General features: G+C 65.9%; 22 protein-coding genes. 12 read left to right on the top strand and 10 right to left on the bottom strand.

What is annotated here, in order from left to right; genetic code table 11:
* Positions 1–179: 179 nt before the first annotated feature.
* A complete protein-coding gene (gene acnA, locus IU514_RS15710; RefSeq protein ID WP_194932089.1) occupies positions 180–2,936 on the bottom strand; it encodes an aconitate hydratase AcnA in 2,757 nt (918 codons plus the stop codon).
* Between the two features lie 389 nt (positions 2,937–3,325).
* Between acnA and acnB the strand changes: the two genes are divergently transcribed.
* Together acnB and IU514_RS19115 are read left to right on the top strand one after the other, a co-directional pair.
* A complete protein-coding gene (gene acnB / locus IU514_RS15705; protein ID WP_194932088.1) occupies positions 3,326–5,911 on the top strand; it encodes a bifunctional aconitate hydratase 2/2-methylisocitrate dehydratase in 2,586 nt (861 codons plus the stop codon).
* 224 nt (positions 5,912–6,135) lie between these two features.
* Positions 6,136–6,270 (top strand): hypothetical protein, encoded by a 135-nt coding sequence (locus IU514_RS19115; protein ID WP_267464045.1) that lies wholly within the window; start codon positions 6,136–6,138, stop codon positions 6,268–6,270.
* 19 nt (positions 6,271–6,289) lie between these two features.
* Here IU514_RS19115 and hflD read toward each other — a convergent pair whose 3' ends face one another.
* From hflD to IU514_RS15685, 4 genes are all read right to left on the bottom strand, one after another.
* A complete protein-coding gene (gene hflD / locus IU514_RS15700; RefSeq protein WP_194932158.1) occupies positions 6,290–6,889 on the bottom strand; it encodes a high frequency lysogenization protein HflD in 600 nt (199 codons plus the stop codon).
* Positions 6,890–6,980: 91 nt separating this feature from the next.
* Positions 6,981–8,099 (bottom strand): tRNA 2-thiouridine(34) synthase MnmA, encoded by a 1,119-nt coding sequence (gene mnmA, locus IU514_RS15695; protein ID WP_194932087.1) that lies wholly within the window; start codon positions 8,097–8,099, stop codon positions 6,981–6,983.
* Positions 8,100–8,130: 31 nt separating this feature from the next.
* Positions 8,131–8,610: an NUDIX hydrolase gene (locus tag IU514_RS15690; protein WP_194932086.1), complete on the bottom strand. Its 480-nt coding sequence runs from the start codon at positions 8,608–8,610 to the stop codon at positions 8,131–8,133.
* Position 8,611: 1 nt separating this feature from the next.
* Positions 8,612–9,046 carry a hypothetical protein gene (locus IU514_RS15685; protein WP_386761167.1) on the bottom strand — a complete coding sequence of 145 codons (435 nt, stop codon included), beginning with the start codon at positions 9,044–9,046 and terminating at the stop codon, positions 8,612–8,614.
* Positions 9,047–9,217: 171 nt separating this feature from the next.
* Here IU514_RS15685 and clpS point away from each other — a divergent pair, with 171 nt between their 5' ends.
* Both clpS and clpA read left to right on the top strand, forming a co-directional pair.
* Complete coding sequence (gene clpS, locus IU514_RS15680; protein WP_194932084.1) at positions 9,218–9,538, top strand: ATP-dependent Clp protease adapter ClpS; 321 nt, start codon at positions 9,218–9,220, stop codon at positions 9,536–9,538.
* Between the two features lie 136 nt (positions 9,539–9,674).
* Entirely contained in the window at positions 9,675–11,957 is a 2,283-nt protein-coding gene (clpA, locus tag IU514_RS15675) for an ATP-dependent Clp protease ATP-binding subunit ClpA (RefSeq protein ID WP_194932083.1), read from the top strand.
* Positions 11,958–12,049: 92 nt separating this feature from the next.
* On the opposite strand, the gene infA is transcribed toward clpA, so the two are convergent.
* The 5 genes from infA to trxB all read right to left on the bottom strand — a co-directional run bounded on the left by infA (position 12,050) and on the right by trxB (position 15,658).
* Positions 12,050–12,268, bottom strand: a complete 219-nt coding sequence (gene infA, locus IU514_RS15670; protein ID WP_031372296.1) for a translation initiation factor IF-1 — start codon at positions 12,266–12,268, stop codon at positions 12,050–12,052.
* A 109-nt stretch (positions 12,269–12,377) separates the two neighbouring features.
* Positions 12,378–13,130: a leucyl/phenylalanyl-tRNA--protein transferase gene (aat, locus tag IU514_RS15665; protein WP_194932082.1), complete on the bottom strand. Its 753-nt coding sequence runs from the start codon at positions 13,128–13,130 to the stop codon at positions 12,378–12,380.
* Positions 13,127–14,254, bottom strand: a complete 1,128-nt coding sequence (locus tag IU514_RS15660) for a GNAT family N-acetyltransferase (RefSeq protein ID WP_194932081.1) — start codon at positions 14,252–14,254, stop codon at positions 13,127–13,129. Before IU514_RS15660 ends, aat begins: the two co-directional genes overlap by 4 nt.
* 1 nt (position 14,255) lies before the next feature.
* Positions 14,256–14,687, bottom strand: a complete 432-nt coding sequence (locus tag IU514_RS15655; RefSeq protein ID WP_194932080.1) for a GNAT family N-acetyltransferase — start codon at positions 14,685–14,687, stop codon at positions 14,256–14,258.
* A 17-nt stretch (positions 14,688–14,704) separates the two neighbouring features.
* Positions 14,705–15,658 (bottom strand): thioredoxin-disulfide reductase, encoded by a 954-nt coding sequence (gene trxB, locus IU514_RS15650; protein ID WP_194932079.1) that lies wholly within the window; start codon positions 15,656–15,658, stop codon positions 14,705–14,707.
* 273 nt (positions 15,659–15,931) lie between these two features.
* On the opposite strand from trxB, the gene ald reads away from it, so the two are divergent.
* The 8 genes from ald to IU514_RS15610 all read left to right on the top strand — a co-directional run bounded on the left by ald (position 15,932) and on the right by IU514_RS15610 (position 25,047).
* Positions 15,932–16,999: an alanine dehydrogenase gene (gene ald, locus IU514_RS15645; RefSeq protein WP_194932078.1), complete on the top strand. Its 1,068-nt coding sequence runs from the start codon at positions 15,932–15,934 to the stop codon at positions 16,997–16,999.
* 232 nt (positions 17,000–17,231) lie between these two features.
* Positions 17,232–19,583, top strand: coding sequence for a DNA translocase FtsK (locus tag IU514_RS15640; RefSeq protein WP_324187858.1), 2,352 nt, complete (start codon positions 17,232–17,234; stop codon positions 19,581–19,583).
* 67 nt (positions 19,584–19,650) lie between these two features.
* Entirely contained in the window at positions 19,651–20,277 is a 627-nt protein-coding gene (gene lolA / locus IU514_RS15635) for an outer membrane lipoprotein periplasmic chaperone LolA (RefSeq protein WP_194932077.1), read from the top strand.
* 128 nt (positions 20,278–20,405) lie between these two features.
* A complete protein-coding gene (locus IU514_RS15630; RefSeq protein WP_194932156.1) occupies positions 20,406–21,698 on the top strand; it encodes a replication-associated recombination protein A in 1,293 nt (430 codons plus the stop codon).
* 222 nt (positions 21,699–21,920) lie between these two features.
* A complete protein-coding gene (locus IU514_RS15625; RefSeq protein ID WP_228760801.1) occupies positions 21,921–23,276 on the top strand; it encodes a hypothetical protein in 1,356 nt (451 codons plus the stop codon).
* A gap of 145 nt (positions 23,277–23,421) precedes the next feature.
* The gene (locus IU514_RS15620; protein ID WP_194932076.1) at positions 23,422–23,841 is read left to right on the top strand and encodes a hypothetical protein; all 420 of its coding nucleotides are present in this window, start codon (positions 23,422–23,424) and stop codon (positions 23,839–23,841) included.
* Entirely contained in the window at positions 23,838–24,530 is a 693-nt protein-coding gene (locus IU514_RS15615; RefSeq protein WP_194932075.1) for a C39 family peptidase, read from the top strand. Before IU514_RS15620 ends, IU514_RS15615 begins: the two co-directional genes overlap by 4 nt.
* 10 nt (positions 24,531–24,540) lie before the next feature.
* On the top strand, positions 24,541–25,047 hold the full coding sequence (locus IU514_RS15610; RefSeq protein ID WP_194932074.1) for a hypothetical protein: 507 nt from the start codon (positions 24,541–24,543) through the stop codon (positions 25,045–25,047).
* Positions 25,048–25,059: the final 12 nt, after the last annotated feature.

Raw genomic sequence — 25,059 nt, 5'->3', positions numbered from 1 at the left:
GGCAGGGCTTCCGTCCGTCCCGGAGCGATCAAGCTTTCTTCGAGGCGAGTTGGCGCAGCACGTAATGCAGGATGCCGCCGTGGTGGGTGAGGGACGGCCGCTTGCGTGGCACTGCCGCGCGGCCGTTCCGAACGCCCGCCGCAATGCGGCGGGCGGGGCTTACGCCCGTCCCGGAGCGGTCAAGCTTTCTTCGAGGCGAGCTGGCGCAGCACGTAATGCAGGATGCCGCCGTGGCGGAAGTACTCCACTTCCTTGGGCGTAAGCAGCAACACCTTGACCTCGAACTCCCTGGAGCTGCCGTCGGCGCGCGTCGCCACGACTAGGGCGGTTTTGGCGGCGCCGTCCTGCAGGCCGGTGACACTGATCGTTTCCGAGCCGTCGAGCCCCAGCTTCTGCGCGTTCTCTCCATCCTTGAACTGCAGCGGCAGCACGCCCATGCCGACCAGGTTGGAGCGGTGGATCCGTTCGAAGCTCTCTGCGACCACCGCCTTCACGCCCAGCAGGTTGGTGCCCTTGGCCGCCCAGTCGCGCGAGGAACCGGTGCCGTATTCCTTGCCCGCAAACACCACCAGCGGTACGCCGTCGGCCTTGTAACGCATCGCCGCGTCGTAGATCGACATCTTCTCGGTGGCTCCGTGCGGGCCGTGGTAGATCGTGTTGCCGCCTTCCTCGCCGCCCAGCATCAGGTTCTTGATGCGGATGTTGGCGAAGGTGCCGCGCACCATCACATCGTCGTTGCCGCGGCGGCTGCCGTAGCTGTTGAAGTCGACCGGTTGCACTCCGCGCTCGATCAGGAACCGTCCGGCCGGCGAATCCTTCTTGATGTTGCCCGCCGGGGAGATGTGGTCGGTGGTGATCGAGTCGCCGAACACGCCCATCACGCGTGCGTTCTCCACGTCCTGGATGGACCCCACGTGCATGGTCATGCCGTCGAAATAGGGCGGGTTCTTGATGTAGGTCGAAGAACCCTCCCAATGGAACGACTCGCCTTCCGGTGATGCGATCCGGTTCCAGCGCGTATCGCCCTTGAACACGTCGGCGTAGTTCTGGGCGAACAGTTCCGGTCCGACGGTCGCGGAGATGATGTCGCCGATCTCCTTGTTGCTCGGCCAGAGGTCGCGCAGGTACACGTCTTTCCCGTCTGCCGTGTGGCCGACTGGTTCGCTGGTGAGGTCGATGTCGACCGTGCCTGCCAGTGCGTACGCCACCACCAGCGGCGGCGAGGCCAGGTAGTTCATCTTGACCTCGGGATGCACGCGGCCTTCGAAGTTGCGATTGCCGGAAAGCACCGAGGCGACCACCAGTTCGTTCTCGGCGATGCCCTTGGACACTTCGTCGGGCAGCGGGCCCGAGTTGCCGATGCATGTGGTGCAGCCGTAGCCGACGACGTAGAAGCCGAGCTTCTCCAGGTCCTCGAGCACGCCGGCCTTCTTGAGGTAGTCGGTCACCACCAGCGAGCCCGGCCCGAGTGAGGTCTTCACCCACGGCTTGGCCTTCAGCCCCAGCTTGACCGCGTTGCGCGCGACCAGTCCGGCGCCGAGCATCACCGCGGGATTGGAGGTGTTGGTGCACGAGGTGATCGCGGCGATGACGACCGAGCCGTCGGTCAGGTCGGCATCCTGGTCCTGGATGCGGATCTTGGAGCGCGGCTTCGCGGCGAGGTGTTCGGCCTGCGGCTGCGCGCCGCCTTCGCCGGCCAGGCGCTCCAGCGATTCCTTGCGCGGCTTGCGGTTGGCGGTCAGGCCTTCGAGGTTCTTGTGGAAGTTCTCCTGCACGCCTTCCAGCAGCACGCGGTCCTGCGGACGCTTGGGGCCGGCGAGTGAAGGCTTCACGTCGCCCAGGTCCAGCGCCAGCGTGGCGGAGTAGGTGGCATGTGGGGAGTTGGGCTCGTGCCACAGTCCCTGCGCCTTGGCATAGGCCTCGACCAGCGCGATCTGCTCGCTGCTGCGACCGGAAAGCCGCAGGTAGTTCAGCGCTTCGGCGTCGATGGGGAAGATGCCGCAGGTCGCGCCGTACTCCGGCGCCATGTTGGCGATCGTGGCGCGGTCGGCCAGTGGCAGGTGCTGCAGGCCGTCGCCGTAGAACTCGACGAACTTGCCGACCACGCCCAACGCACGAAGCATCTGCGTGACGGTCAGCACCAGGTCGGTGGCGGTGGAGCCCTCGGGCAGTCTGCCGGTGAGCTTGAAGCCAACCACTTGTGGAATCAGCATGGAGGACGGCTGGCCGAGCATGGCCGCCTCGGCCTCGATGCCGCCCACGCCCCAGCCGAGCACGCCGATGCCGTTGATCATCGTGGTGTGGCTGTCGGTGCCGAACACGGTGTCGGGGAACGCCAGCAGCGTTCCTTCGACTTCGCGCTCAACGACGACGCGGGCCAGATGTTCCAGGTTCACCTGATGCACGATGCCGGTGTTCGGCGGTACCACCTTAAAGTTGTCGAATGCCTTCTGGCCCCAGCGCAGGAAGCTGTAGCGCTCCTTGTTGCGTTCGAACTCGATCTTGCCGTTGAGGTCGAGTGCGTCCGCCCGTCCGAACACGTCGACCTGCACCGAGTGGTCGATCACGAGTTCGGAGGGAATCAGCGGGTTGATCTGCTTCGGGCTGCCGCCCAGGCGCGTCACCGCATCGCGCATCGCCGCCAAGTCGACCACGCACGGCACGCCGGTGAAGTCCTGCAGCACCACGCGCGCCGGCATGAAGGCGATCTCGGTGTCGGGCTCCTTCGCGGCGTCCCACTGTGCGACCGCCTCGATGTGCTCGCGACCTACCGTCATTCCGCCGTCTTCGTGGCGCAGCAGGTTCTCGAGGAGGATCTTCATCGAGTACGGCAGCTTGCTGATGTCGAAGCGCTCACCCAGGGCCGGCAGGCTGTAGTAAGTGAGGCGGCGTCCGTTGACGTCGAGCTGGCGGCGCGTGGAGAAGGAGTCGGACATGGGGGATGGCTCCTGTGCAATGTGGCTGGCGTGCTCTCCGCGGACGGGGGCGCGGCGGGCTCGATGGCGGGCGCCGCGGAGTTCCGTGGCGCGGTCCGGCGATTATCGCTCCATCGTATTCAGGTAGCGTGCAGACCTTGGTCCAGTATCGGCCCGGAACGTTCCACGGGCGCGCGTAAACCCTTGCCGGAGTTAGGTGAAACGGGTGAATGCGCATTGCCCGAAAACGCCATTCCGGGCAAAATACGCGGTTGTCGGGACGCCCTTCAGGGGGCTCCCGCGCACTGGCAACTCCCTGCCAAACCCGCTGCACGCCGGATAGCGATACCTCGCCGGCGGTAGTGCAGTGCGGTTCGGTGTCTCTCCGCTTCACTTCGACGGGAATCTTCATGCTCTCCAGCTACCGCCAACACGTTGCCGAGCGCGCCGCGCTGGGCATTCCGCCGCTGCCGCTGACCGCCCAGCAGACCGCTGATGTCATCGAGCTGCTGAAGAACCCGCCGGCAGGCGAAGAAGCATTCCTGGTCGATCTCATCACCAACCGCGTGCCGGCCGGCGTCGACGACGCTGCCAAGGTCAAGGCCTCCTACCTGGCTGCGGTCGCCTTCGGCACCGAGAAGAACGCGCTGATCAGCCGTGAGCGCGCGACCGAACTGCTCGGCACCATGCTCGGCGGTTACAACATCCATCCGCTGGTCGAGCTGCTCGACGACGACGCCGTTGGCGCGATCGCCGCCGATGCGCTGAAGAAGACCCTGCTGATGTTCGACGCCTTCCACGACGTGCAGGAGAAGGCCGGGCAGGGCAATGCCAACGCCAAGGCCGTGCTGCAGAGCTGGGCGGATGCCGAGTGGTTCACCAGCCGTCCGGAAGTGCCGGAGAGCCTGACCATCACCGTCTTCAAGGTGACCGGCGAAACCAACACCGACGACCTGTCGCCGGCCCCCGACGCGACCACGCGCCCGGACATCCCGCTGCACGCGCTGGCGATGCTCAAGAACAAGCGCGACGGCATCGAGCCGGAAGAGGACGGCAAGCGCGGCCCGGTCGCCTTCATCGAGTCGCTGAAGGCCAAGGGCCATCTCGTCGCTTACGTCGGCGACGTGGTCGGCACCGGTTCCTCGCGCAAGTCCGCCACCAACTCGGTGCTGTGGTTCACCGGCGAGGACATTCCGTTCATTCCGAACAAGCGCTTCGGCGGCGTGTGCCTGGGCTCCAAGATCGCCCCGATCTTCTACAACACGATGGAAGACGCCGGCGCACTGCCGATCGAACTGGACGTGTCGCAGATGAACATGGGCGACGTCGTCGAGCTGCGTCCGTACGACGGCAAGGCGCTGAAGAATGGCGAAGTGATCGCCGAGTTCGCGCTGAAGTCCGACGTGCTGCTGGATGAAGTCCGTGCTGGCGGCCGCATTCCGCTGATCGTCGGCCGTGGCCTGACCGCCAAGGCGCGCGAGGCCCTGGGCCTGGCGCCGTCGACGCTGTTCCGCCTGCCGCAGAACCCGGCCGACACCGGCAAGGGCTACTCGCTCGCGCAGAAGATGGTCGGCCGCGCCTGCGGTCTGCCGGAAGGTGAGGGCGTGCGCCCGGGTACCTATTGCGAGCCGAAGATGACCTCGGTCGGCTCGCAGGATACGACCGGCCCGATGACCCGCGACGAGCTGAAGGACCTGGCTTGCCTGGGCTTCTCGGCCGACCTCGTCATGCAGTCGTTCTGCCACACGGCCGCCTATCCGAAGCCGGTGGACGTGAAAACGCACCACACGCTGCCGGAGTTCATCTCCAACCGTGGCGGCATTTCGCTGCGTCCGGGCGACGGCGTCATTCACTCTTGGCTCAACCGCATGCTGCTGCCCGACACCGTGGGTACCGGCGGCGACTCGCACACCCGCTTCCCGGTGGGCATCTCGTTCCCGGCCGGCTCCGGCCTGGTCGCGTTCGCCGCGGCCACCGGCGTGATGCCGCTGGACATGCCGGAGTCGGTGCTGGTGCGCTTCAAGGGCGAGATGCAGCCGGGCGTGACCCTGCGCGATCTCGTCAACGCGATCCCGCTGGCTGCCATCAAGCAGGGCCTGCTGACCGTCGCCAAGCAGGGCAAGAAGAACATCTTCTCCGGCCGCATCCTCGAAATCGAAGGCCTGCCGCAGCTGAAGGTGGAGCAGGCGTTCGAACTGTCCGACGCCTCGGCCGAGCGTTCGGCCGCAGGCTGCACGGTCAAGCTCGACCAGGCACCGATCATCGAATACCTCACCAGCAACATCACGCTGCTGAAGTGGATGATCGCCGAGGGTTATGCCGATCCGCGCTCGCTGGCGCGCCGCATCAAGGCGATGGAAGCCTGGCTGGCCAACCCGCAGTTGCTGGAAGGCGATGCCGACGCGGAGTACGCCGCGGTCATCGAGATCGACCTCAACGAAATCGTCGAGCCGATCCTGGCCTGCCCGAACGATCCGGACGATGTGAAGACGCTGTCCGACGTCGCCGGCGCGGTCATCGACGAAGTGTTCATCGGCTCGTGCATGACCAACATCGGCCACTTCCGTGCCGCCGCCAAGCTGCTGGAAGGCAAGCGCGACATCCCGACGCGACTGTGGGTCGCGCCGCCGACCAAGATGGATGCTTCCGAGCTGACCAAGGAAGGCCACTACGGCACGTTCGGCACCGCCGGCGCGCGCATGGAGATGCCGGGCTGCTCGCTGTGCATGGGCAACCAGGCGCAGGCGCGCGAGGGCGCGACGGTGTTCTCGACCAGCACCCGCAACTTCCCGAACCGCCTCGGCCGCAACACCAACGTGTACCTGGGCTCGGCGGAGCTCGCTGCGATCTGCTCGCGCCTGGGTCGCATCCCGACGCGTGAGGAGTACATGGCGGATATCGGCGTGATCAACGCCAAGGGCGCCGAGATCTACCGCTACATGAACTTCGACCAGATCGAGGACTACAAGCAGGTCGCGGATACGGTCGCTGCGTGATGTTGCGATCCTGAATCATGCAGGGATGTTTCACTCTTGAACGCCGGCTCCGAATCATTCGATTCTGAATCGGCGGCAACAAAAACCCCGGCCTGGCCGGGGTTTTTTTTTGTGTTCGTTGTCATCGTCCTGCGCGATGGCCGACGTCGTGCGCTCAGTGCGTGACAGTAATCGCAGACTTGCAATGTGTACTGGCGTTAGATGCACGCTGCAGGGGGGACAACATGAAGACGCACAAAACCCGGGACCGGGTCGAACAGACGTTGCGTTGGATGCTCGCACTGGCGCTGATTGCAGCCGTTGCGTGGGCATGGGCCCAGAGCGGTGGCAGCGGTTGGCCGGGAGCGTTCTCCGGCTGAGCGAGATTGCTGGGCGACCTCAGCCCAGGTGGCCCTGGATCGCGGCAAGCATGTCGCGACGTCGCAGGACCAGGTCCCAAAGGCTGCCGCCCAGCTGGCGCCACAACACCGCCGAACGAACGGCGGCGAGCAGGATCGCGCGGACTTCCGAAACGACGGTGGCTTGCCCGAGGTAGTGCGGATTGCCCTGCACGAGGACGCGCGGGCGCAGGTGGCTGAGTGTTTCCGAATACAGGCTGCCAAGGGTGGCCAGGACGTCGGGGTGGCTGCTGCCGAGGCGCAGGGCCTCGCCGGACTGTGCGCGGATACCGGCCTGCACCCGCTCCGCCATCGCATCCTCGCGGACGAAGCGGCGTTCCAGTTGGAGCACGGCTAACGCGAGGCGCGGCAACTGCTCGTCGCGTGCCTGGTTGCCGAAGTAGTCGCGCAGCAGCGTCAAGCCGGGGCGCAGCGCCTCGATGCCGCCGTAAACGTCGGCGGGTGACGAGGCATCGATCCGGAACACCGAGTCCATCGCCGTGGTCAGAATGGCGGCATTGGCCTGGCCGGTGTCCGCGACGCGGCGCACCTGGGCCAGTGCCTGGACCAGCCCGGCCAGCGCCAGGGTGCGCTCGTGCATCGGGTTGACTCGCTTGTCGTTCATGCTCTGCCTGAAGTGGTGGCGCTTCCGTGCGGAACGCCCAATGGATCGGGTGGTTCGAATCGGGTTTTTACGCTGCGTCGTTCCGCAGACGCAGTTCCAACGGAGCGTCGGTGGCCGCGATCACGGCGCCGCCAAGGCAGACCTCGCCGTCGTAGAGGACCAGCGACTGTCCGGGCGTGACTGCACGTTGGGGGCGGGAGAAGCGGACTTCCAGTCGTCCATCGTCCTGGACCGTCACTTCACAGGTTTCGTCGGCCTGGCGGTAGCGGGTCTGTGCGGTGCAGGAGAACCGGGCCGCCGGCGGCGCGCCGTCGATCCAATGGGCGGTCTCCGACCAGAGCATCTCCGATTGCAACCACGGGCTGTCCGCCCCCTGGTCGACATACAGCACATTGCGCGCGACATCCTTGCCGACCACGTACCACGGCGCCGCCTCGAAGCCGCGCACGCCGCCGATGTTCAGACCTTCGCGCTGTCCCAGCGTGAAGTAGAACACGCCGGGGTGCTGGCCGATCGCATGGCCGTCGGGCGTCCGCATCTCGCCCTGACGGGCAGGCAGGTAACGCCCGAGGAACTCACGGAAGTCGCGCTCACCGATGAAGCAGATGCCGGTGGAGTCCTTCTTGGCTGCGGTGGGCAGGCCGGCTTCAAGCGCCATCTGCCGCACGTCGCGCTTGAGCAGTTCGCCGAGCGGGAACTTCGTCGATGCCAGCTGCGCCTGGCCGAGCTGGTGCAGGAAGTAGCTCTGGTCCTTGCTGCGGTCGACTGCACGCAGCAGCCGATGGCGACCGCCCACCTCGGCGACGCGCGCGTAATGGCCGGTCGCAATGAACTGCGCGCCAAGCTGATGAGCCGCATCAAGGAAGTATTTGAACTTGATCTCGCGGTTGCACAGCACATCCGGGTTGGGCGTGCGGCCGGCTGCATACTCGGCGAGGAAGTGTTCGAACACGCCGTCCCAGTACGCCTGCGAGAAGTCGCGGAAATGGATCGGAATGCCGAGTCTGCCGCTGACCGCGACGGCATCGCGGCGGTCGTCCTCGGCGCGGCAGTCGCCGCTTCCGTCGTCGGCCCAGTTCTGCATGAAAAGGCCGGCGATCGGCTCGCCGGCGTCGCGCAGCCGCAACGCCGCAACGGACGAGTCGACGCCCCCGGACATGCCGACGATGGTGCGCGGCGATGTCATGGCCGGGATGCGCTCACGGCGGGTACGGGCTTCATGGCAGGTGCTGGATCAGCTCCAGCGGCTGCCGGCGTCCGGCCAGGAAGTCCGCTGCCACGCGCCACACCAGAGGGCTGCGGTGCCGCGCCTGGGCGGCCTGGAGCTCGCTCGGCGTCATCCACAGCGCCTGGACGATTCCCTCGTCGAGCGGGCGTGCAGGGTCGTGATGGAGTGGCTCGGCGGCAAACGCGAAGCGCAGGTAGTGACGGCCGCCCGTGCCGTCGCCGTTGAGTGGCGCCTTCCACTGGTAGGCACCGACGAAGGCGGTCAGCCGCACCTCCCAGCCCGTTTCCTCGCGGGTCTCGCGAAGCGCAGCCTCGATCAGTGTTTCGTCGGGTTCGAGATGGCCCGCAGGCTGGTTCAGCACCAGGCGGCCGCCGACCGACTCCTCGACCATCAACAGGCGTCCGCCGTCGACCACCACCGTCGCGACGGTGACGTCGGGCTGCCAGAAACGTCCTTCCCGATAGCTCATCTCAGAACTCGTCCTTGTCCGGGGTCAATGCGGCTTCCATCTGGTCGGCGCTGCGCGTGGCCGCATCGATCGCGTCGTCGAGCTGCTGCGTGGAAGCGTCGGCCGGAATCTTCACGACGAAGACCGCCATGTCGCCCTGTTTGACCCAACTGCCGAGTTTGCTCGACTGGCTGTCTTCGAGCAGCCGGTTGGCGACATCTGCGGGGATCCCGCCATCGGGTGCCCGGTATGCCGGGGCCCATATTTCCCGGATGCGGTGGGTGCCGAACTCCTCGACGCCGGCAAGGACGTAGACGAGCTGGGTGCGCTCGTCATCGAGCCGGAAGGTCAGCTGATAGTCGCCCGTCTTGTCGCGCTCGTACCTGTAGCCCAGCGAGTCCAGTTGCTGCGCGATGGTGGTGGCTGCGCCGGCAGAACGCTGTGTTCCGGCCGACATGGCGTCTTCCGCAGCCACTGCGGCGAAAGGAAGCAGGGCGGTGGCCAGCAGCGGAGGGGTGAGCAGCAAACGCAGGCGCATGATCCAGCCCAAACGAAACATCCCGCATTGTTGCAGCGCCGCGCACGGCCGTCCACGACCCGTCCGGACCGTGCACCCTATAATTCACCCATGGCAAAACAGAACAACCCAGAACATAACCACGGCGTATTGGTTGAAACCGGCAAGCCGGAGGTCGCCCGGCCACCCCTGTACTCCGTCCTGCTGCTGAACGACGACTACACCCCCATGGACTTCGTGGTCGAGGTGCTGATGCGCTTCTTCACCATGAACGCCGAGAAGGCCACGCAGATCATGCTTCACGTGCATACCCGCGGCCGCGGCGTCTGCGGGGTCTTCACCCGTGAGGTGGCCGAATCCAAGGTCGCCCAGGTGAACGAATTTTCAAGGCTCCACCAGCACCCCTTGCTGTGCACGATGGAAAAGGCCTAAATCCATCGCTGACGACGTCCTTGTCAGTGAGCAGAGGAACCGGTGCCGTCCCCGCAGGTCCAATGAGGGTCGGCATGGAAATGCCGGTGCGCGTCCCCATCTAGGACAGCAGTAGCTTTCCGGAGGCTTCAGCCCCATGTTCAGCAAGGATCTCGAATACAGCATCGGCCAGTGTTACAAGCGTGCCCGCGAGGCGCGCCACGAGTACATGACGGTCGAGCACCTGCTGCTGGCCCTGCTCGATAACCCGTCAGCCGAAGCGGTCCTCAAGGCCTGCGGTGCAGACCTGGCGCGCCTGCGCAGCGACCTCGAGCAGGCCATCGCCACCTCGGTCTCGGTATTGCCCGAGGACGTCGATCGCGATACCCAGCCCACGCTCGGTTTCCAGCGCGTGCTGCAGCGGGCGGTCTATCACGTGCAGTCGTCCGGCAAGAAGGAAGTCACCGGTGCCAATGTGCTGGTGGCCATCTTTGGCGAGAAGGATTCGCACGCGGTGTACTTCCTCAACCAGCAGGACGTTGCCCGCCTCGATGTCGTGAACTACATCTCCCACGGTATCGCCAAGCACGGTGCCGAGGACAACGGCAGCCACCATGCCGAGGAGGGCGAGGCGCGGGGCGAGGGGGGCGAGGGCGAAGGCCGCTCCGATGCGCTGGCCGAGTTCGCGGTCAACCTCAACCAGCTCGCGCGCGAAGGCCGGATCGATCCGCTGGTCGGCCGCGCCGACGAAGTCGAGCGGACCATCCAGGTCCTGTGCCGCCGCCGCAAGAACAATCCGCTGTACGTCGGCGAGGCCGGCGTCGGCAAGACCGCGATCGCCGAAGGCCTCGCCAAGCGCATCGTCGACGGCGACGTGCCGGAGGTGCTGGCCGACGCGACCATCTACGCGCTCGACCTCGGCGCGCTCGTGGCCGGCACCAAGTACCGCGGCGACTTCGAGAAGCGCCTGAAGGCGGTGCTGACCCAGCTCAAGCGCTTGCCAGATTCGATCCTCTTCATCGACGAGATCCACACCATCATCGGCGCCGGCAGTGCGAGTGGCGGCACGATGGACGCGTCCAACCTGATCAAGCCGGCCCTGGCGTCGGGCGAGTTGCGCTGCATCGGTTCGACGACGTTCCAGGAATACCGCGGCATCTTCGAAAAGGACCGGGCACTGGCTCGCCGCTTCCAGAAGATCGACATCGTCGAACCGACGGTGGGCGAGGCTTACGAGATCCTGGTAGGACTGAAGCCGAAGTACGAGGCGCATCACGGCGTGACCTACGCCGACGAGGCGCTGCATGCCGCTGTCGACCTGTCGGTCAAGCACATCGGCGACCGCCTGCTGCCGGACAAGGCCATCGACGTGATCGACGAAGCGGGTGCGCGCCAGCGCCTGCTGGCCGAAGGCGTGCGCAAGAGCCTGATCGATGTCGAGGAGATCGAGACGATCGTCGCCAAGATGGCGCGCATCCCGGCCAAGCAGGTATCGGCCAGCGACAAGGACGTGCTGAAGAACCTCGAGCGCAACCTGAAGATGGTCATCTTCGGCCAGGATCCGGCGATCGAGACGCTGACCTCTGCGATCAAGCTCGCGCGCTCCGGCCTGGCCAATCCCGACAAGCCTATCGGCAACTTCCTGTTCGCCGGCCCGACCGGCGTGGGCAAGACCGAGGTGACCAAGCAGCTCGCGCTGCAGCTCGGCATCGAGCTGGTCCGCTTCGACATGTCCGAGTACATGGAGCCGCATTCGGTGTCCCGCCTGATCGGCGCGCCTCCGGGCTACGTCGGCTTCGACCAGGGCGGCCTGCTGACCGAGAAGATCGTCAAGACGCCGCACTGCGTGCTGCTGCTGGATGAGGTGGAGAAGGCCCACCCGGACATCTTCAACATCCTGCTGCAGGTAATGGACCGCGGCATCCTGACCGACACCAACGGCCGCGAAGCCAACTTCAAGAACGTGATCCTGGTGATGACGACGAATGCCGGTGCCGCCCAGGCGTCGCGGCGCACGATCGGCTTCACCCGTCAGGACCACTCGACCGATGCGATGGAAGTGATCCGCCGCAGCTTCAGCCCCGAGTTCCGCAACCGTCTGGACGCGGTGGTGCAGTTCCAGGCGCTGGGCATGGAGCACATCCTGCGCGTGGTCGACAAGTTCCTGATCGAGCTGGAGGCGCAGCTGCACGAGAAGAACGTCACGCTCACGGCGACGCCGACCGCCCGCGACTGGCTGGCCCAGCACGGCTTCGACCCGCTGATGGGTGCCCGCCCGATGGCGCGCCTGATCCAGGACAAGATCAAGCGCCCGCTCGCGGACGAGCTGCTGTTTGGCAAGCTGGTCGGCGGCGGCCGGGTCACCGTCGACGTCAAGGACGACGAACTGGTCGTGGAAGCCCAGGCCGAGCCCGAGAAGCTGTTGCCGGCCACGGTCTAATCCATGCGGCCGGGAGGCGGCGAGCCTCCCGGTAGTAGCGGCAAACAAAAAGGCGGCCGATGGCCGCCTTTTTCGTCAATGACTTACTGCTGTTACTTCATGCGGTAAGTGATGCGACCCTTGGTCAGGTCGTAGGGGGTCATCTCGACCTTCACCTTATCGCCGGTCAGGATGCGGATGTAGTTCTTCCGCATGCGGCCGGAGATGTGGGCAATGATTTCGTGCCCGTTTTCGAGGCGCACCCGGAACATGGTGTTCGGAAGGGTTTCCGCCACCGTGCCCTCGAATTCGATCACATCGTCTTTTGCCATGAGGTTCCTGGAATCTCTGTGTGCCCTGACCTTGGAATAAGGCGAGGGACGAAGCCCAGCATTTTGCCATGCGGGTGCCTCGGGTGCAAAAAATCGGTTAACCCGCCCTTTACGGGCCCCCGCCCGCGGCCTCCGCGAGCCGGTGGGCGGGCCAGTCGCCGACGCGATCCGCCCACGGCCCCGGCAATCCGGGCTGGGCACCCAGCGTTTCCACCGCGCCCTTGAAGCGGTGCCGCGGCCAGAGCTCCGCGCCAAGGCTCATCAGGTGCTCGTTCTCAACCTGGGCGTCGACCAGCGGCCAGCCCCACTCGTGCAGATGGCGGGCGAGGGCCGCCAGCGCGACCTTGGAGCCACCCGATTCGACGCTGAACATGCTCTCGCCAAAAAATACCCGCCCCACCGCGACGCCGTAGATCCCGCCGACCAGCCGGTTCCCCGAGAGCACCTCGAAGGAGTGCGCATGGCCGAGGGCATGCATGCGCATGTAGGCGGCAATCATTTCCTTCGTGATCCAGGTACCGCGCTGCCCCGGTCTCGGCGTGTGCGCGCAGGCGTCGATCACTTCGGCGAAGGCGGTGTCGGCACGGACTACCCAGTCGCTGCTGCGCAGCCTGCGGCGGAACCGGGAGCCAAGAAGGACGCCGTCAGTACGGAATACGGCGCGCGGGTCGGGACTCCACCAGAGGATCGGCTGGCCTCTGGAGTACCAGGGAAAGATGCCGTGCCGGTAGGCATTGAGCAGGCGCGTCGGCGACAGATCGCCTCCGACGGCGAGCAAGCCGTCGGGATGGCGCAGCGCCTGTTCCACCGGCGGAAATGGAGACGCCGGGTCTGGCGAGAGCAGGGTGGGCATCGCACTCATGCCGATGCCTTGAATGGCGAGTGCGCGGACAACGTGGCCGCGTACTGTCGGATCGATGCCGATTCCTGGGCGCACCAGATCTTCAGCGCGGCACGGAATCCTTCGTGGGCGATCCAGTGGCGGCTGCGCACGATGGCGGGCATGAAACCACGTGCCAGCTTGTGCTCGCCCTGTGCGCCGGGTTCGAAGCGGGTGAGGCCATGGCGCAGGCAGTACTCCACGCCCTGGTAATAGCAGGTCTCGAAGTGCAGGCCGGGCAGGGTCTCGCTAGCACCCCAATAGCGGCCGTACAGGGTATCGCCGCCGCGCAGGCACAGGGCGCCGGCGATCGGCTGGCCATCGCGCATTGCCAGAAACAGCACCAGCGCCGATGGCATCGTCGCGGCCAGGTGCTGCAGGAACTCGAGGGTCAGCGCCGGATGGTTGCCGTACGCGGCAAACGTCTCGAGATAGAACCCGTGCATGGCGGCGAGATCTTCTTCCGTGGCCTGGGCGCCGTCGACGATGCGGAACCCGATGCCGGCGCGGGCCGCCTTGGCGCGCTCCTGACGGATGTTCTTGCGATGTTTGTGGTCGAACGCCGCCAGGTAATCGTCGAAGCTCTTCCAGCCGCGATCGTTGCGCCAGTGGTATTGCACGTCGATGCGCGCCAGCCATTCGTCGTCGAATGCCGCTTCGTCCTCGTCGTCGTGGAAATTGACGTGCACCGACGACAGGCCGTTGCGCTCGCACAGGCCGGTCATGACATCCGCCAATGCCCTGCGGTGACTGCCATCGCGCGCCAGCAGGCGAGGACCGGTTACCGGCGAGTAGGGCACGGCGCACAGCCACTTGGGGAAATAGTCGAGTCCATGCTGCGCATAGGCATGCGCCCACGCATGATCGAACACGAACTCGCCGTGCGAGTTCTCCTTCAGGTATGCGGGGGCCGCGGCGATCAGGTCGTCGCCTTCCCACAGCGTGAGATGGCGAGGCGTCCAGCCCCAGCGTTCGCGCAGGCAGCCGTGTTGCTCCAGGCCGGAGAGGAAGGCATGGGTGATGAAAGGATTACGGCCGTCGTGCAGTGCATCCCAGGCTCCGGCCGGTATCTCCGCGAGCGATTCGACGATGCGCGCAGTTGCCATGTCAGCCGCGTCGGTAGACGTCGGGATCGTGCTTCTGCATATGTAGCTCGGGCTGGGTCAGCTCCGTGAAATCCAGTCCGGCATAGAGCTTCTGCATGTCCCTCGTCACCAGATGCCAGCGACGCAGTCCTTGCAGCCGTTCGTCCGCCATGAGGGCGGCCACGATCGCGCGGCCATGGCCGTAGCCGCGATGCGGCTCGAGTACGAACACGTCGGCAAGATAGGCGAACGTCGCCTGGTCCGTGATCGAACGGGCGAAGGCGATGAGTTCGCCGTTGAGGTAGCCGCCGTAGCAGATCGAGTGCCGCAGGGCGCGGTGCAGCGTGTCGAGCGGGATGCCCGCGGCCCAGTAGGACTCGCGGGACAGGTAATCGTGGATCCGCGCCAGGTCGCTGCTGGGCAGGTTGTCCTGCAGGTTGGCGCGGATTTCCACGAAGGTGCGTTCCCGCCTCAACCTTCCTTGTCGAGGAACTTCTCGGCGTCGAGTGCGGCCATGCAACCGAAGCCGGCCGACGTGATGGCCTGGCGATAGACCTGGTCGGCGACGTCACCGGCGGCGAACACGCCCTGGACCGAAGTCTGCGTGGAATTGCCTTCGAGACCGGTCTTGATGACGAGGTAGCCGTTCTTCATTTCCAGCTGGCCTTCGAACAGCGACGTGTTCGGCGTGTGGCCGATAGCGACGAAGAGGCCATGGATCGACAGTTCGCGCGTCGAACCGTCCTGCACGGATTTCACGCGCAAGCCAGTAACTCCGGCATCGTTGCCGAGCACTTCGTCGACCTGGTGATGCCACACGGGTTCGATCTTGCCGGTCTGGATCTTCGCGAACAGCTTGTCCTGCATGATCTTCTCGGCGCGCAGTGTGTCGCGGCGATGCACGAGGTAGACCTTGCGCGCGATGTTGGACAGGTACAGCGCTTCCTCGACCGCGGTGTTGCCGCCGCCGATCACCGCCACGTCCTGGTCCTTGTAGAAGAAGCCGTCGCACGTCGCGCAGGCGGAGACGCCGCGACCCTTGAATGTCTCCTCCGAGGGCAGACCGAGGTACTTGGCGGTCGCACCCGTGGCAAGGATCAGCGCATCGGCGGTGTATTCACCGCTGTCGCCCGTCAGCCTGAATGGACGCTGCGACAGGTCGGCGCTGTGGATGTGGTCGAACACGACCTCGGTATCGAAGCGCTCCGCATGCGCCTGCATGCGCGCCATCAGGTCGGGCCCCAGCAGGCCATGCGCGTCGCCGGGCCAGTTGTCGACCTCGGTCGTGGTCATCAGCTGGCCACCCATCTGCAGGCCGGTGATCACCAGTGGCTTGAGGTTGGCGCGCGCGGCGTACACGGCGGCGGTCCAACCGGCCGGACCGGAGCCGAGGATGATGACGCGGGAGTGCTTGGATGGGGTCATGGGTATAATCGCGGGCTGTTGTGAGCGCTTCTGCGCATGGCGTTTCCGCCATACGCAGGCGTGTTGACGGAAGGTCGATGCCATAGCTTGGCGGCGGCACCCGGGCAAAACAAGGCGCACGGCCGGACGCAATGTTGCACTGCGCCGTGAGGCCCACGACACGACTGGGAGAAAATGGCAGGGACGCGCCGCCGATGCGGCGTTTTTTGCTTCAAATCCCCCCACACAGGCCCGTGCTCGGCGCGGGCCTCACAAAATCCTGAAGGTAGAGATATGCGGATCGGCGTTCCCAAGGAAACCAAGACTCTTGAAGGGCGCGTTGCGCTCGTTCCGGCCGCGGCCGGCGACCTGGTCAAGCGTGGCCATGAGGTCTGGATCGAGAAGGATGCAGGCATCAAGTCTGGCTTCAAGGACGAGCAGTACACGCAGCTTGGCGTGAAGATCGCCCCCGATGCGGCGTCGCTGTACGAGAAGGGCGAGCTGATCGTGAAGGTGAAGGAGCCGATCGAAGGCGACCTCAAGCACCTGCGCAAGGATCACCTGCTGTTCTGCTACCTGCACCTGGCCGCAGAGCCCGTGCTGACCAAGAAGCTGCTCGACATCGGCCTGACCGGCGTGGCGTTCGAGACCGTCGAACTGCCGAACGGCGACCTGCCGCTGCTGGCTCCGATGTCGGTCATCGCCGGCAAGATCGCCGTGCAGGTCGGTACGCACCTGCTGCACCAGCCGGAAGGCGGCAAGGGCAAGCTGCTCGGCGGCCTGCCGTCGACCGAGCGCGGCAAGGTCGTCGTGTTCGGCGCCGGCAAGGCGGGTAGCGCCTCGGCGCAACTGGCCGCAGCCGGCGGCTCGAACGTGGTCGTGTTCGAAATGCGCCAGGACCGCATGGACGAGATGATGGCCCTGGGCAACAACGTCACCACGCTGTACCCGTATGCCGACGTCGTCGCGCGCGAAGTCGCCTCGGCCGACCTGGTCGTCGGCGCGGTGCTGGTGACGGGCGCCAAGGCTCCGCACGTGCTGACCCGCGACATGCTCAAGGCGATGGAGCCGGGCAGCGTCGTCGTCGACATCTCGATCGACCAGGGCGGCTGCTTCGAAACCTCGCGTCCGACCACCTGGAAGGAGCCGACCTACGTTGAAGAGGGCGTGACCCACTTCTGCGTGACCAACATGCCGGGCGCCGTGCCGCAGACCAGCTCGCAGGCGATCTGCGCGGCGATCCTGCCGTGGGTCAACAAGCTGGCTTCGGGCAACTGGCGCGAGAACCAGGCGCTGGTCCGCGGCATCAATGTCGAGGGCGGCAAGCTGGTGCACCCGGCCCTGCAGGGCATGCAGCTGTAATCCAGTCCTCGCCAGGGATTACCCCAAGGTTTGCCGTGCAAACCTTGGGCCCTGCCACGCTCTTCGTACCCCCCATTCGCGCCTTCGGCACGGATCGCCCCCTGACTCAGGGGGCTGGGTAGGACGAGCCGTGTGGGGCTGGTAATGTGATGTACGCCGAAACCCTGTCATCTGGCAGGGTTTCGCCGTATATTCAATAACTAACGGTAAGTAGCTGAGGCAGAACATCACGGTGGCGCAGGCACCCGCGGCAAGCCGGAAGAAACTCAAGGCGGAGAAACTCCCGCCGTCGCCGCGCCGTCAGCGGCTGATGCGCGACATCGCGCTGATCCTGATCGCGCCGCTGCTGCTGTATCTGCTGGCGAGTCTCGTCACCTTCTCGCCCCAGGACCCGGGCTGGTCGCATTCCGGTTCGATCACCGCGCCGCTCCACAACGTCGGTGGCCGGGTAGGGGCCTGGACCGCCGACGTGCTGCTGTACCTGTGCGGCTACGTCGCCTTCCTGCTGCCGCTGATGCTGGGCGCAATCGCCTGGATCGCGCTGTTCGGCATGGACAGCGATGGCGATGGAGACGTCGACCTCGGTCCCGCGCTGCGTCTGGTCGGCATCGTCGGATTCCTGGTGTCGGCCACCGGCCTGCTGGAACTGCGCGTCGGCCCCGCCGCCGACTTCTCGGCCCGCAGCGGCGGCATCCTCGGTCAGCTCGTCGGCAAGTCGCTCTATAGCGGCTTCGGCCCGGTGGGCGGCAACCTGTTCCTGCTCGCGCTGCTGCTGATCTCGGTCACGCTCGCCACCGGCCTGTCCTGGCTGACGGTGATGGACAAGATTGGCCAGTGGACGCTGGCGCTGGGTCCGCTGCTGAGCAAGGTGTTCCGCCGCGGCAGCCAGCAGGCCACCGAGTGGCAGCAGACGCGCGCGTTCCGCGAGGAACGCGAAGAAGCACGCAAGGTCGACACCGAGCTGCGCGCCAAGCGTGCGCCGGTCAGGATCGAGCCGCCACCGGCGCCGGTCGTCGAGAAGAGCGACCGCGCCAAGCGCGAAACGCAGATCCCGCTGTTCCACACCGGCGACGGCACCGGCATTCCGCCGCTGGCGCTACTCGACGACCCCAAGCCGCAACCCAAGGGCTACAGCGAAGAGACGCTGGAGACGCTGTCGCGGCAGATCGAGTTCAAGCTCAAGGATTTCCGCATCGATGCGCAGGTGGTCGGTGCCTATCCCGGCCCCGTGATCACGCGCTTCGAGCTGGAACCCGCGCCGGGCGTGAAGGTCAGCCAGATCAGCTCGCTCGACAAGGACATCGCGCGCGGCCTGTCGGTGAAGTCGGTGCGCGTCGTCGACGTGATCCCGGGCAAGTCGGTGATCGGCCTGGAAACGCCGAACACCTCGCGCGAGATGATCTTCCTGTCCGAGCTGCTGCGTTCGAAGGAATACGACAAGTCCACCAGCCCGCTGACACTGGCGCTGGGCAAGGACATCGCCGGCCGTCCAACCGTGGCCGACCTGGCGCGCATGCCGCATCTGCTGGTCGCCGGCACCACCGGTTCGGGCAAGTCCGTCGCGGTCAACGCGATGGTGCTGTCGCTGCTGTACAAGGCTTCCGCGAAGGACCTGCGGATGCTGATGATCGACCCGAAGATGCTGGAGCTCTCGGTCTACCAGGGCATTCCGCATCTGCTGGCGCCGGTCGTGACCGACATGAAGGAAGCCGCCAACGGCTTGCGCTGGTGCGTGGCGGAGATGGAGCGGCGCTACAAGCTGATGTCGGCGGTGGGCGTGCGCAACCTGGCCGGCTTCAACAAGAAAGTGAAGGACGCCGAAGAGGCGGGTCAGCCGATGATGGACCCGCTGTTCAAGCCGAACGCGGAACTCGGTGAGGCTCCGCGTCCACTGGAAACGCTGCCGTTCATCGTCATCTTCATCGACGAATTCGCCGACATGATGATGATCGTCGGCAAGAAGGTCGAAGAGCTGATCGCGCGACTGGCGCAGAAGGCGCGCGCCGCCGGCATCCATCTGATCCTGGCCACGCAGCGTCCGTCGGTCGACGTGATCACCGGCCTGATCAAGGCCAACATCCCCACGCGCATCGCATTCCAGGTGTCGAGCAAGATCGACTCCCGCACCATCCTCGACCAGTCCGGCGCGGAAACGCTGCTCGGCCACGGCGACATGCTGTACCTGCCGCCCGGCACGGCGATGCCGGAGCGCGTGCACGGCGCCTTCGTCAGCGACGAGGAAGTGCATCGCGTCGTCGAGCATCTCAAGCAGGTCGGCGGCGGCCCCGATTACATCGAGGGCGTGCTCGACGAAGTGCAGGCACTGGGCGATGGCGTCGTGGTGGGCGCAACCGGCCTGCCGGAATCGGGTGGTGGCGGCGACGAGTCCGATCCGCTCTACGACGAAGCCGTGCGCATCGTCACCGAAACGCGGCGCGCCTCGATCTCGGGCGTGCAGCGTCGCCTCAAGATCGGCTACAACCGCGCAGCGCGCCTGATCGAGGCGATGGAAGCCGCGGGGATAGTCACTGCGCCGGAACACAACGGCGACCGCAGCGTGCTGGCACCGCCGCCACCGAAATAGGGCGGGCTACAAGCCTGTTCAGCCAATGCGCGGCACACTCGCCGCCAACGATCGATTGGAGTTTTCCATGCGTGCATTCCGTATAGCCGGCGCTCTGGCCGCGCTGTTGTTGACCCTGCCGGCCTGGGCCGGTGCGCGCGACGACCTCAACGCCTTCACCCAGGGACTGAAGGGCCTGGATGGCCGCTTTACCCAGAAGGTGTTCGACCCGCAGGGCAAGCTCAAGGAAAACTCCACCGGCCAGGTGGCGCTGTCGGCGCCTCGCCTGTTCCGGTGGGAGTACACCAAGCCGTACCCGCAACTGATCGTCGCCGACGGCAAGAAGGTATGGGTCTACGACCCCGACCTGCAGCAGGTCACCGTGCGCCCGCAAGGTATCGAAGAGCAGAACAGCCCGCTGTCCGCGCTGATCGATCCGGGCAAGCTCGACGCGCAGTTCAACGTCAAGGACGTCGGCGCGCGCGATGGGCTCAACTGGCTGCAGCTGACGCCGAAGAAGCAGGACGACGCAAGCTTCCGCAGCGCGCTGCTTGGATTCGGGAAGGGCGGCCTGGTGCGCATGCAGGTGGTCGATGTGCTGGGCCAGAAGACCGAGATCGGTTTCAGCGACTGGAAGCGCAATCCCGCTTTCGCACCCGACAAGTTCAAGTACACCCCGCCCAAGGGCGTGGACGTGATCGGCGGCGAGGGTTGAGCCTTCGGTCGCGCCGTGGGGCTTTGCCTGCAAGCTAGAATCGGCATGTGAGCCGATCCCGCCGCAACGTCCCCGACAACGACCTGCTGAGCGTCGATAACGACGCCTTGCGGCCGCTCGCCGAGCGCATGCGGCCGCGCACCCTCGACGAGATGGTCGGGCAGCGCCGACTGCTGGCGCCGAAGTCGGCGCTGCGCCGTGCGATCGAATCGGGGCGCGTGCATTCGATGGTGCTGTGGGGGCCGCCCGGTTGCGGGAAGACCACGCTGGCATTGCTGCTGGCCAGGTACGCGCACGCGGAGTTCCAGGCCATCTCGGCGGTGCTGTCCGGCTTGCCCGAGGTTCGACAGGTGCTGGCCGAGGCGGCTCAGCGCTTCGCCGAGGGCGTGCGCACCGTGCTGTTCGTCGACGAGGTCCACCGCTTCAACAAGACGCAACAGGATGCGTTCCTGCCGCACATCGAGCGCGGCACGATCATCTTCATCGGTGCGACCACCGAGAACCCCTCGTTCGAACTCAATTCGGCATTGCTGTCGCGCTGCCGCGTGCACGTCATGGAGGCGGTGTCCGCCGACGACATCCAGTCCGCCCTCAGGCTGGCACTGGCCGACGAGGAACGCGGACTCGGGACGCGTGGCCTGCGCGTGGCCGACGAATCGCTGGCCGAGATCGCCCGCGCTGCCGACGGCGACGTGCGCCGCGGGTTGACGCTGCTCGAAATCGCCGCGGAGCTGGCCGAAGGCGAGGACGGAGAGATCACCGCCGCGACGCTCGCGCAGGTGCTCGCGGATCGTACGCGCCGCTTCGACAAGGGTGGCGAGCAGTTCTACGACCAGATATCGGCGCTGCACAAGTCCGTTCGCAGCTCCAATCCCGATGCCGCGGTGTACTGGCTGGCGCGGATGCTCGACGGCGGTTGCGATCCGCATTACCTGGCGCGACGCCTCACCCGCATGGCGGTCGAGGACATCGGCTTGGCCGACCCTCGCGCCCTGCAGATGGCGATCGACGCATGGGACACCTTTGACCGTCTCGGCAGTCCCGAGGGCGAGCTGGCGCTTGCTCAGCTGACGATCTACCTGGCCAGCACGGCGAAGTCCAATGCCGCCTACAACGCCTACAACGCTGCTCGACGCGATGTCCGCGAGTACGGCACCCAGGATGTGCCGCTGCATCTGCGCAATGCACCGACGCGACTGATGAAGCAGCTTGGGTATTCCAAGGGCTATCAGTACGACCATGATGCAGAAGGTGGTGTCGCACTCGGCCAGACTGGCTTTCCGGATGCGATGGGCGAGCGCGTGTATTACGAGCCCGTGGGCCGCGGCCTGGAGATCAAGCTCAAGGAAAAGCTCGACCGCCTACGCTCCGCTCGCGACGCGGCACGAGGTGACGTTGGCGTGAGTGGTGATGAGGCATGATTGTTCAGAAACTCAAAGCGTTACCCTCCCGCAACGCATAAGTTGCATCAGCACACTGCTGCAAACGGTTGAAAGCACAACCGGGTGCACCCGATGTAATAGGGCAGGGAAAGACTTCGTTTCACCTGCGTAACGTCGGACTGAATCGGGCTTCGTCCCTTTCCGGCCAGCAGCATCAATCACTTGCACGCGAGTGCCACTGCCCACGCGCCCAGTCAGCGCATGGGCACGTTATCGATTCTGAAACAAGCACGCGCATGCGGCGTACCGAACGCTGCTGAATGCCGTACTGACGCTTTGCGTCAGCTGCCGTTTGTCTTTCCAAACAACCGCTTAGCGCCCGTGAAGAGTCGTTGGCATCGCAGTTGCGTGGATACCAGTGCACCGACCGATGCCTCCCCCGGGACGTCGCGGTGCAAAAGGAGAAAACAAATGCGCATTCGTAGAAGCTTGATCACAACGGCAGTGCTCATTGGCCTTGGGTTCGGCAGCCAGGCCTGGGCACAGCAGACCAACGGTGATGGCGGCGAAGGTGATGACACCTTTACCGCCGCGGACAATTCCGACAACAGCGACAACTCCGATAACAGCGACAACTCCGACAACAGCACCGGCGATAACGCTGCCGATAACGGTGCTGCTGCCGCGAACAACGGCGGAACAGCGACAGCCACGTCAACGTTCAACACCAGCAATTCTTCCATCGTGGCTTCGACCACGCTTGAAGGATCCGTGACAGGGCTGAGCGTCACCAACATCGGCAACATCGCTACCAACAACGGCAGTGCCAATGGCGCGGCCGGCGGTGCTGGCAATGCCGGGTCCGGTGGATCGGGCAACGCAGGTGCGGGCGGTGGCGGGGACGGCGGCGCCGGCGGTGATGGCAGCGCCAGCGGTGGCTATGGCGGGTCGGCCTCCGGTGACGGCGGCCTGGCCAGCGGCGGCACCGGCGACAGCGGCGATGGTGGTGCCGGCGGTGGTGCCGGCGGCACGGGGGCCGACGGCGGTGATGCATCCGGTGATGGCGGCGCCGCGATTGCGGCCGATGTTGCGCTTGGCGGCGCAGCGGCCGGCGCAGGCGGGGCATCGTCAGAAAGCGAGGAAGGCGACTCCACAGGCGGTGCCGGGTCCGGCACTGGCGGTGCGGGGTCGACGGGGTCCGCCTCGGCCACGGCAGGAGCGAGCACGTCGACCGCAGGCAGTGGCGGCTCAGTCGCCGCGACCGCGGGTGATGGCGGCTCCGGTTCCGGTGGGACCGGTGGCAGCGCGACAGGTGGCAATAGCGCCTCCAGCGGCGGCGCAGGCGGCACACTGGCCTCGACCGGTGGCAACGGTGGCGACGGCGCCGGCGGGACTGGCGGCGACGGCACCGGCGGCAATGGCGGCGACGGCACCGGCGGATCGGGTGGATCCGGTGGATCGGTGGCGAACGACGCAGGCACCTTCGACATGTCCAGCAGCATGACCAGCGTTGGGCAGTCGGCGGCCGGCATCATGGTGGCGGCGCAGAACAGCGGCATCGCCTCCCTGATCCAGCAGGGTGTCACCGTGCAGGCCAACCTGACCGTAGGCCCATAAACGCGCTCCCTCGACATGCCACGGGCGTTCGCCTGTGGCATGTCGTGCGCGTGTTGGAACTCCCTGCCGGAGCCTCCGCCGGCAGGGAGCTTTCCGCGCGGGTGACCGCACGCGCACCGGGAACGCATGGCGAAGGAGCATGACCATGCGAGCTCATCACACAATACTCAGCGCGTTTTTCTTCGCACTGGCGATTCCCTCGGGAGTCGCGTTTGCGGCCGAACCTGGTGATCCGGCATGGCTGCAGCCGCCTGGGATCGACACTGAAGGAGCATCGTCGGGAGCGCTGGTTTCCGCGGATGCAGGGCTGGGAAATCCAATCGCACTCGAAGCACTCGAATCGCTGCGCGGCGGTGCCGACACCGTCGAGAACGACATCCTGGTGAACGGCAACGTGCAGGACAACACCGCCGACCACGTCGTCACCGGCCACAACAATGTCGATGCGGGATCGTTCGCCAACGCGAATGGCATCTCCACGGTGATCCAGAACACCGGTGCGAACGTGTTGATCCAGAACGCGATGATCGTCAACGTGCAGTTCGCACCGCCGCCTTCGCCATGACGCGCGCGCGCAGGCTCCTGCACATGCTGGTGGCGCTGGCGCTCGCCAGCGCGTCCGTGCACGCGGGAACGGTGGATGTGCGGGTGCCGCCCGGTGGCGATTACCGCGTCCGCGTCGTCAGCGTGAAGGAGGCACGCTTCCGCACCACGGTGCCGCAGCAGTACGACTTCAGTTGCGGCTCGGCGGCCACGGCCACGCTGCTGACCTACCAGTACGGGATTCCGGTCTCCGAGGTGGATGTCTTCACGCAGATGTACGCCAATGGCGACCAGGCCAAGATAAGACGCGAAGGATTTTCACTGCTCGACATCCGGCGCTACCTGCAGTCCCACGGGTTTGCCGCCGACGGCTTCGAATTGCCGGTGCACAAGCTGGCGGAAGAAGGCGTGCCGGCGATCGTTCTGCTCAACGACCGCGGATATCGCCATTTCGTGGTGGTCAAAGGACTGCGCAACGGACGCGTGCTGCTCGGCGATCCTGCGCGTGGCACCCGAGCCATGCCGTTGTCGCGGTTCGAGAAGCTGTGGGACAACCGCGTGCTGTTCGTCGTGCATAACCGCCGCGAACTGGCGCGCTTCAACCAGCCGCGCGACTGGGGCACCGCGCCGCCGGCGCCGCTGGATGTCGGCATCGCGCGCGACAGCCTCTACAACATCGTCACGCCCAGGCGCAGGCCGGGCGACATCTGAGCAGCCGGACATGGACACGCCGCGAACGATCGCCGTTGTACTGCTGCTGGCTGCCGCCATGTTGCCCATGGCCGGTGCAGGGCAGGAGCTTCCGGATTCCGGATTCGGGCCGGAATGGAAGCCGGTCGATCCCGAGCGGCTCGATTCGCTGCGAGGCGGTTTCGACACACCCTCCGGCATGACGCTTTCCTTCGGCATCGAACGCGTCGTCATGGTCAACGGCGAACTGCTCGCGACTACGCGCGTGAACATTCCCGACATCGCCCGCATGACGACGGAGCAGGCCACCGAACTGGCCCGGTTCAAGGAAGGCATGCTGATCCAGATCGGTCCGGGCAACCATTTCGAGCCTGCGGGCGGCCTGCAGGGCGTCGTCATCCAGAACACCCTCGACGGTCAGGATATTCGGGCCGTCACGACCTTGAACATCGGGGTCGATACGCTCGGCCTCTTCCAGGAGATGAGCGCACAGGCGGCGATGCGCGACGCCATCGTCACCGCCACGCGGCTACCCTGAATCCGAATCGCA

The organism is Lysobacter niastensis (assembly GCF_015453285.1).
Lineage (GTDB): Bacteria > Pseudomonadota > Gammaproteobacteria > Xanthomonadales > Xanthomonadaceae > Lysobacter_J > Lysobacter_J niastensis.
This window is presented reverse-complemented; position numbering and strand designations above follow the sequence as displayed.

Coding starts and splice junctions, on each gene's coding strand:
- mnmA (WP_194932087.1), bottom strand. CDS start 8,099: ATGACATCGCCGCGCACCATCGTCGGCATGTCCGGGGGCGTCGACTCG.
- IU514_RS15625 (WP_228760801.1), top strand. CDS start 21,921: ATGGGCACGTTATCGATTCTGAAACAAGCACGCGCATGCGGCGTACCG.
- lolA (WP_194932077.1), top strand. CDS start 19,651: ATGCGTGCATTCCGTATAGCCGGCGCTCTGGCCGCGCTGTTGTTGACC.
- clpA (WP_194932083.1), top strand. CDS start 9,675: ATGTTCAGCAAGGATCTCGAATACAGCATCGGCCAGTGTTACAAGCGT.
- IU514_RS15630 (WP_194932156.1), top strand. CDS start 20,406: ATGCGGCCGCGCACCCTCGACGAGATGGTCGGGCAGCGCCGACTGCTG.
- infA (WP_031372296.1), bottom strand. CDS start 12,268: ATGGCAAAAGACGATGTGATCGAATTCGAGGGCACGGTGGCGGAAACC.
- IU514_RS15685 (WP_386761167.1), bottom strand. CDS start 9,046: ATGTCGGCCGGAACACAGCGTTCTGCCGGCGCAGCCACCACCATCGCG.
- trxB (WP_194932079.1), bottom strand. CDS start 15,658: ATGACCCCATCCAAGCACTCCCGCGTCATCATCCTCGGCTCCGGTCCG.
- clpS (WP_194932084.1), top strand. CDS start 9,218: ATGGCAAAACAGAACAACCCAGAACATAACCACGGCGTATTGGTTGAA.
- ald (WP_194932078.1), top strand. CDS start 15,932: ATGCGGATCGGCGTTCCCAAGGAAACCAAGACTCTTGAAGGGCGCGTT.
- IU514_RS15620 (WP_194932076.1), top strand. CDS start 23,422: ATGCGAGCTCATCACACAATACTCAGCGCGTTTTTCTTCGCACTGGCG.
- IU514_RS15610 (WP_194932074.1), top strand. CDS start 24,541: ATGGACACGCCGCGAACGATCGCCGTTGTACTGCTGCTGGCTGCCGCC.
- IU514_RS15615 (WP_194932075.1), top strand. CDS start 23,838: ATGACGCGCGCGCGCAGGCTCCTGCACATGCTGGTGGCGCTGGCGCTC.
- IU514_RS15660 (WP_194932081.1), bottom strand. CDS start 14,254: ATGGCAACTGCGCGCATCGTCGAATCGCTCGCGGAGATACCGGCCGGA.
- acnB (WP_194932088.1), top strand. CDS start 3,326: ATGCTCTCCAGCTACCGCCAACACGTTGCCGAGCGCGCCGCGCTGGGC.
- IU514_RS19115 (WP_267464045.1), top strand. CDS start 6,136: ATGAAGACGCACAAAACCCGGGACCGGGTCGAACAGACGTTGCGTTGG.
- aat (WP_194932082.1), bottom strand. CDS start 13,130: ATGAGTGCGATGCCCACCCTGCTCTCGCCAGACCCGGCGTCTCCATTT.
- IU514_RS15690 (WP_194932086.1), bottom strand. CDS start 8,610: ATGAGCTATCGGGAAGGACGTTTCTGGCAGCCCGACGTCACCGTCGCG.
- hflD (WP_194932158.1), bottom strand. CDS start 6,889: ATGCACGAGCGCACCCTGGCGCTGGCCGGGCTGGTCCAGGCACTGGCC.
- acnA (WP_194932089.1), bottom strand. CDS start 2,936: ATGTCCGACTCCTTCTCCACGCGCCGCCAGCTCGACGTCAACGGACGC.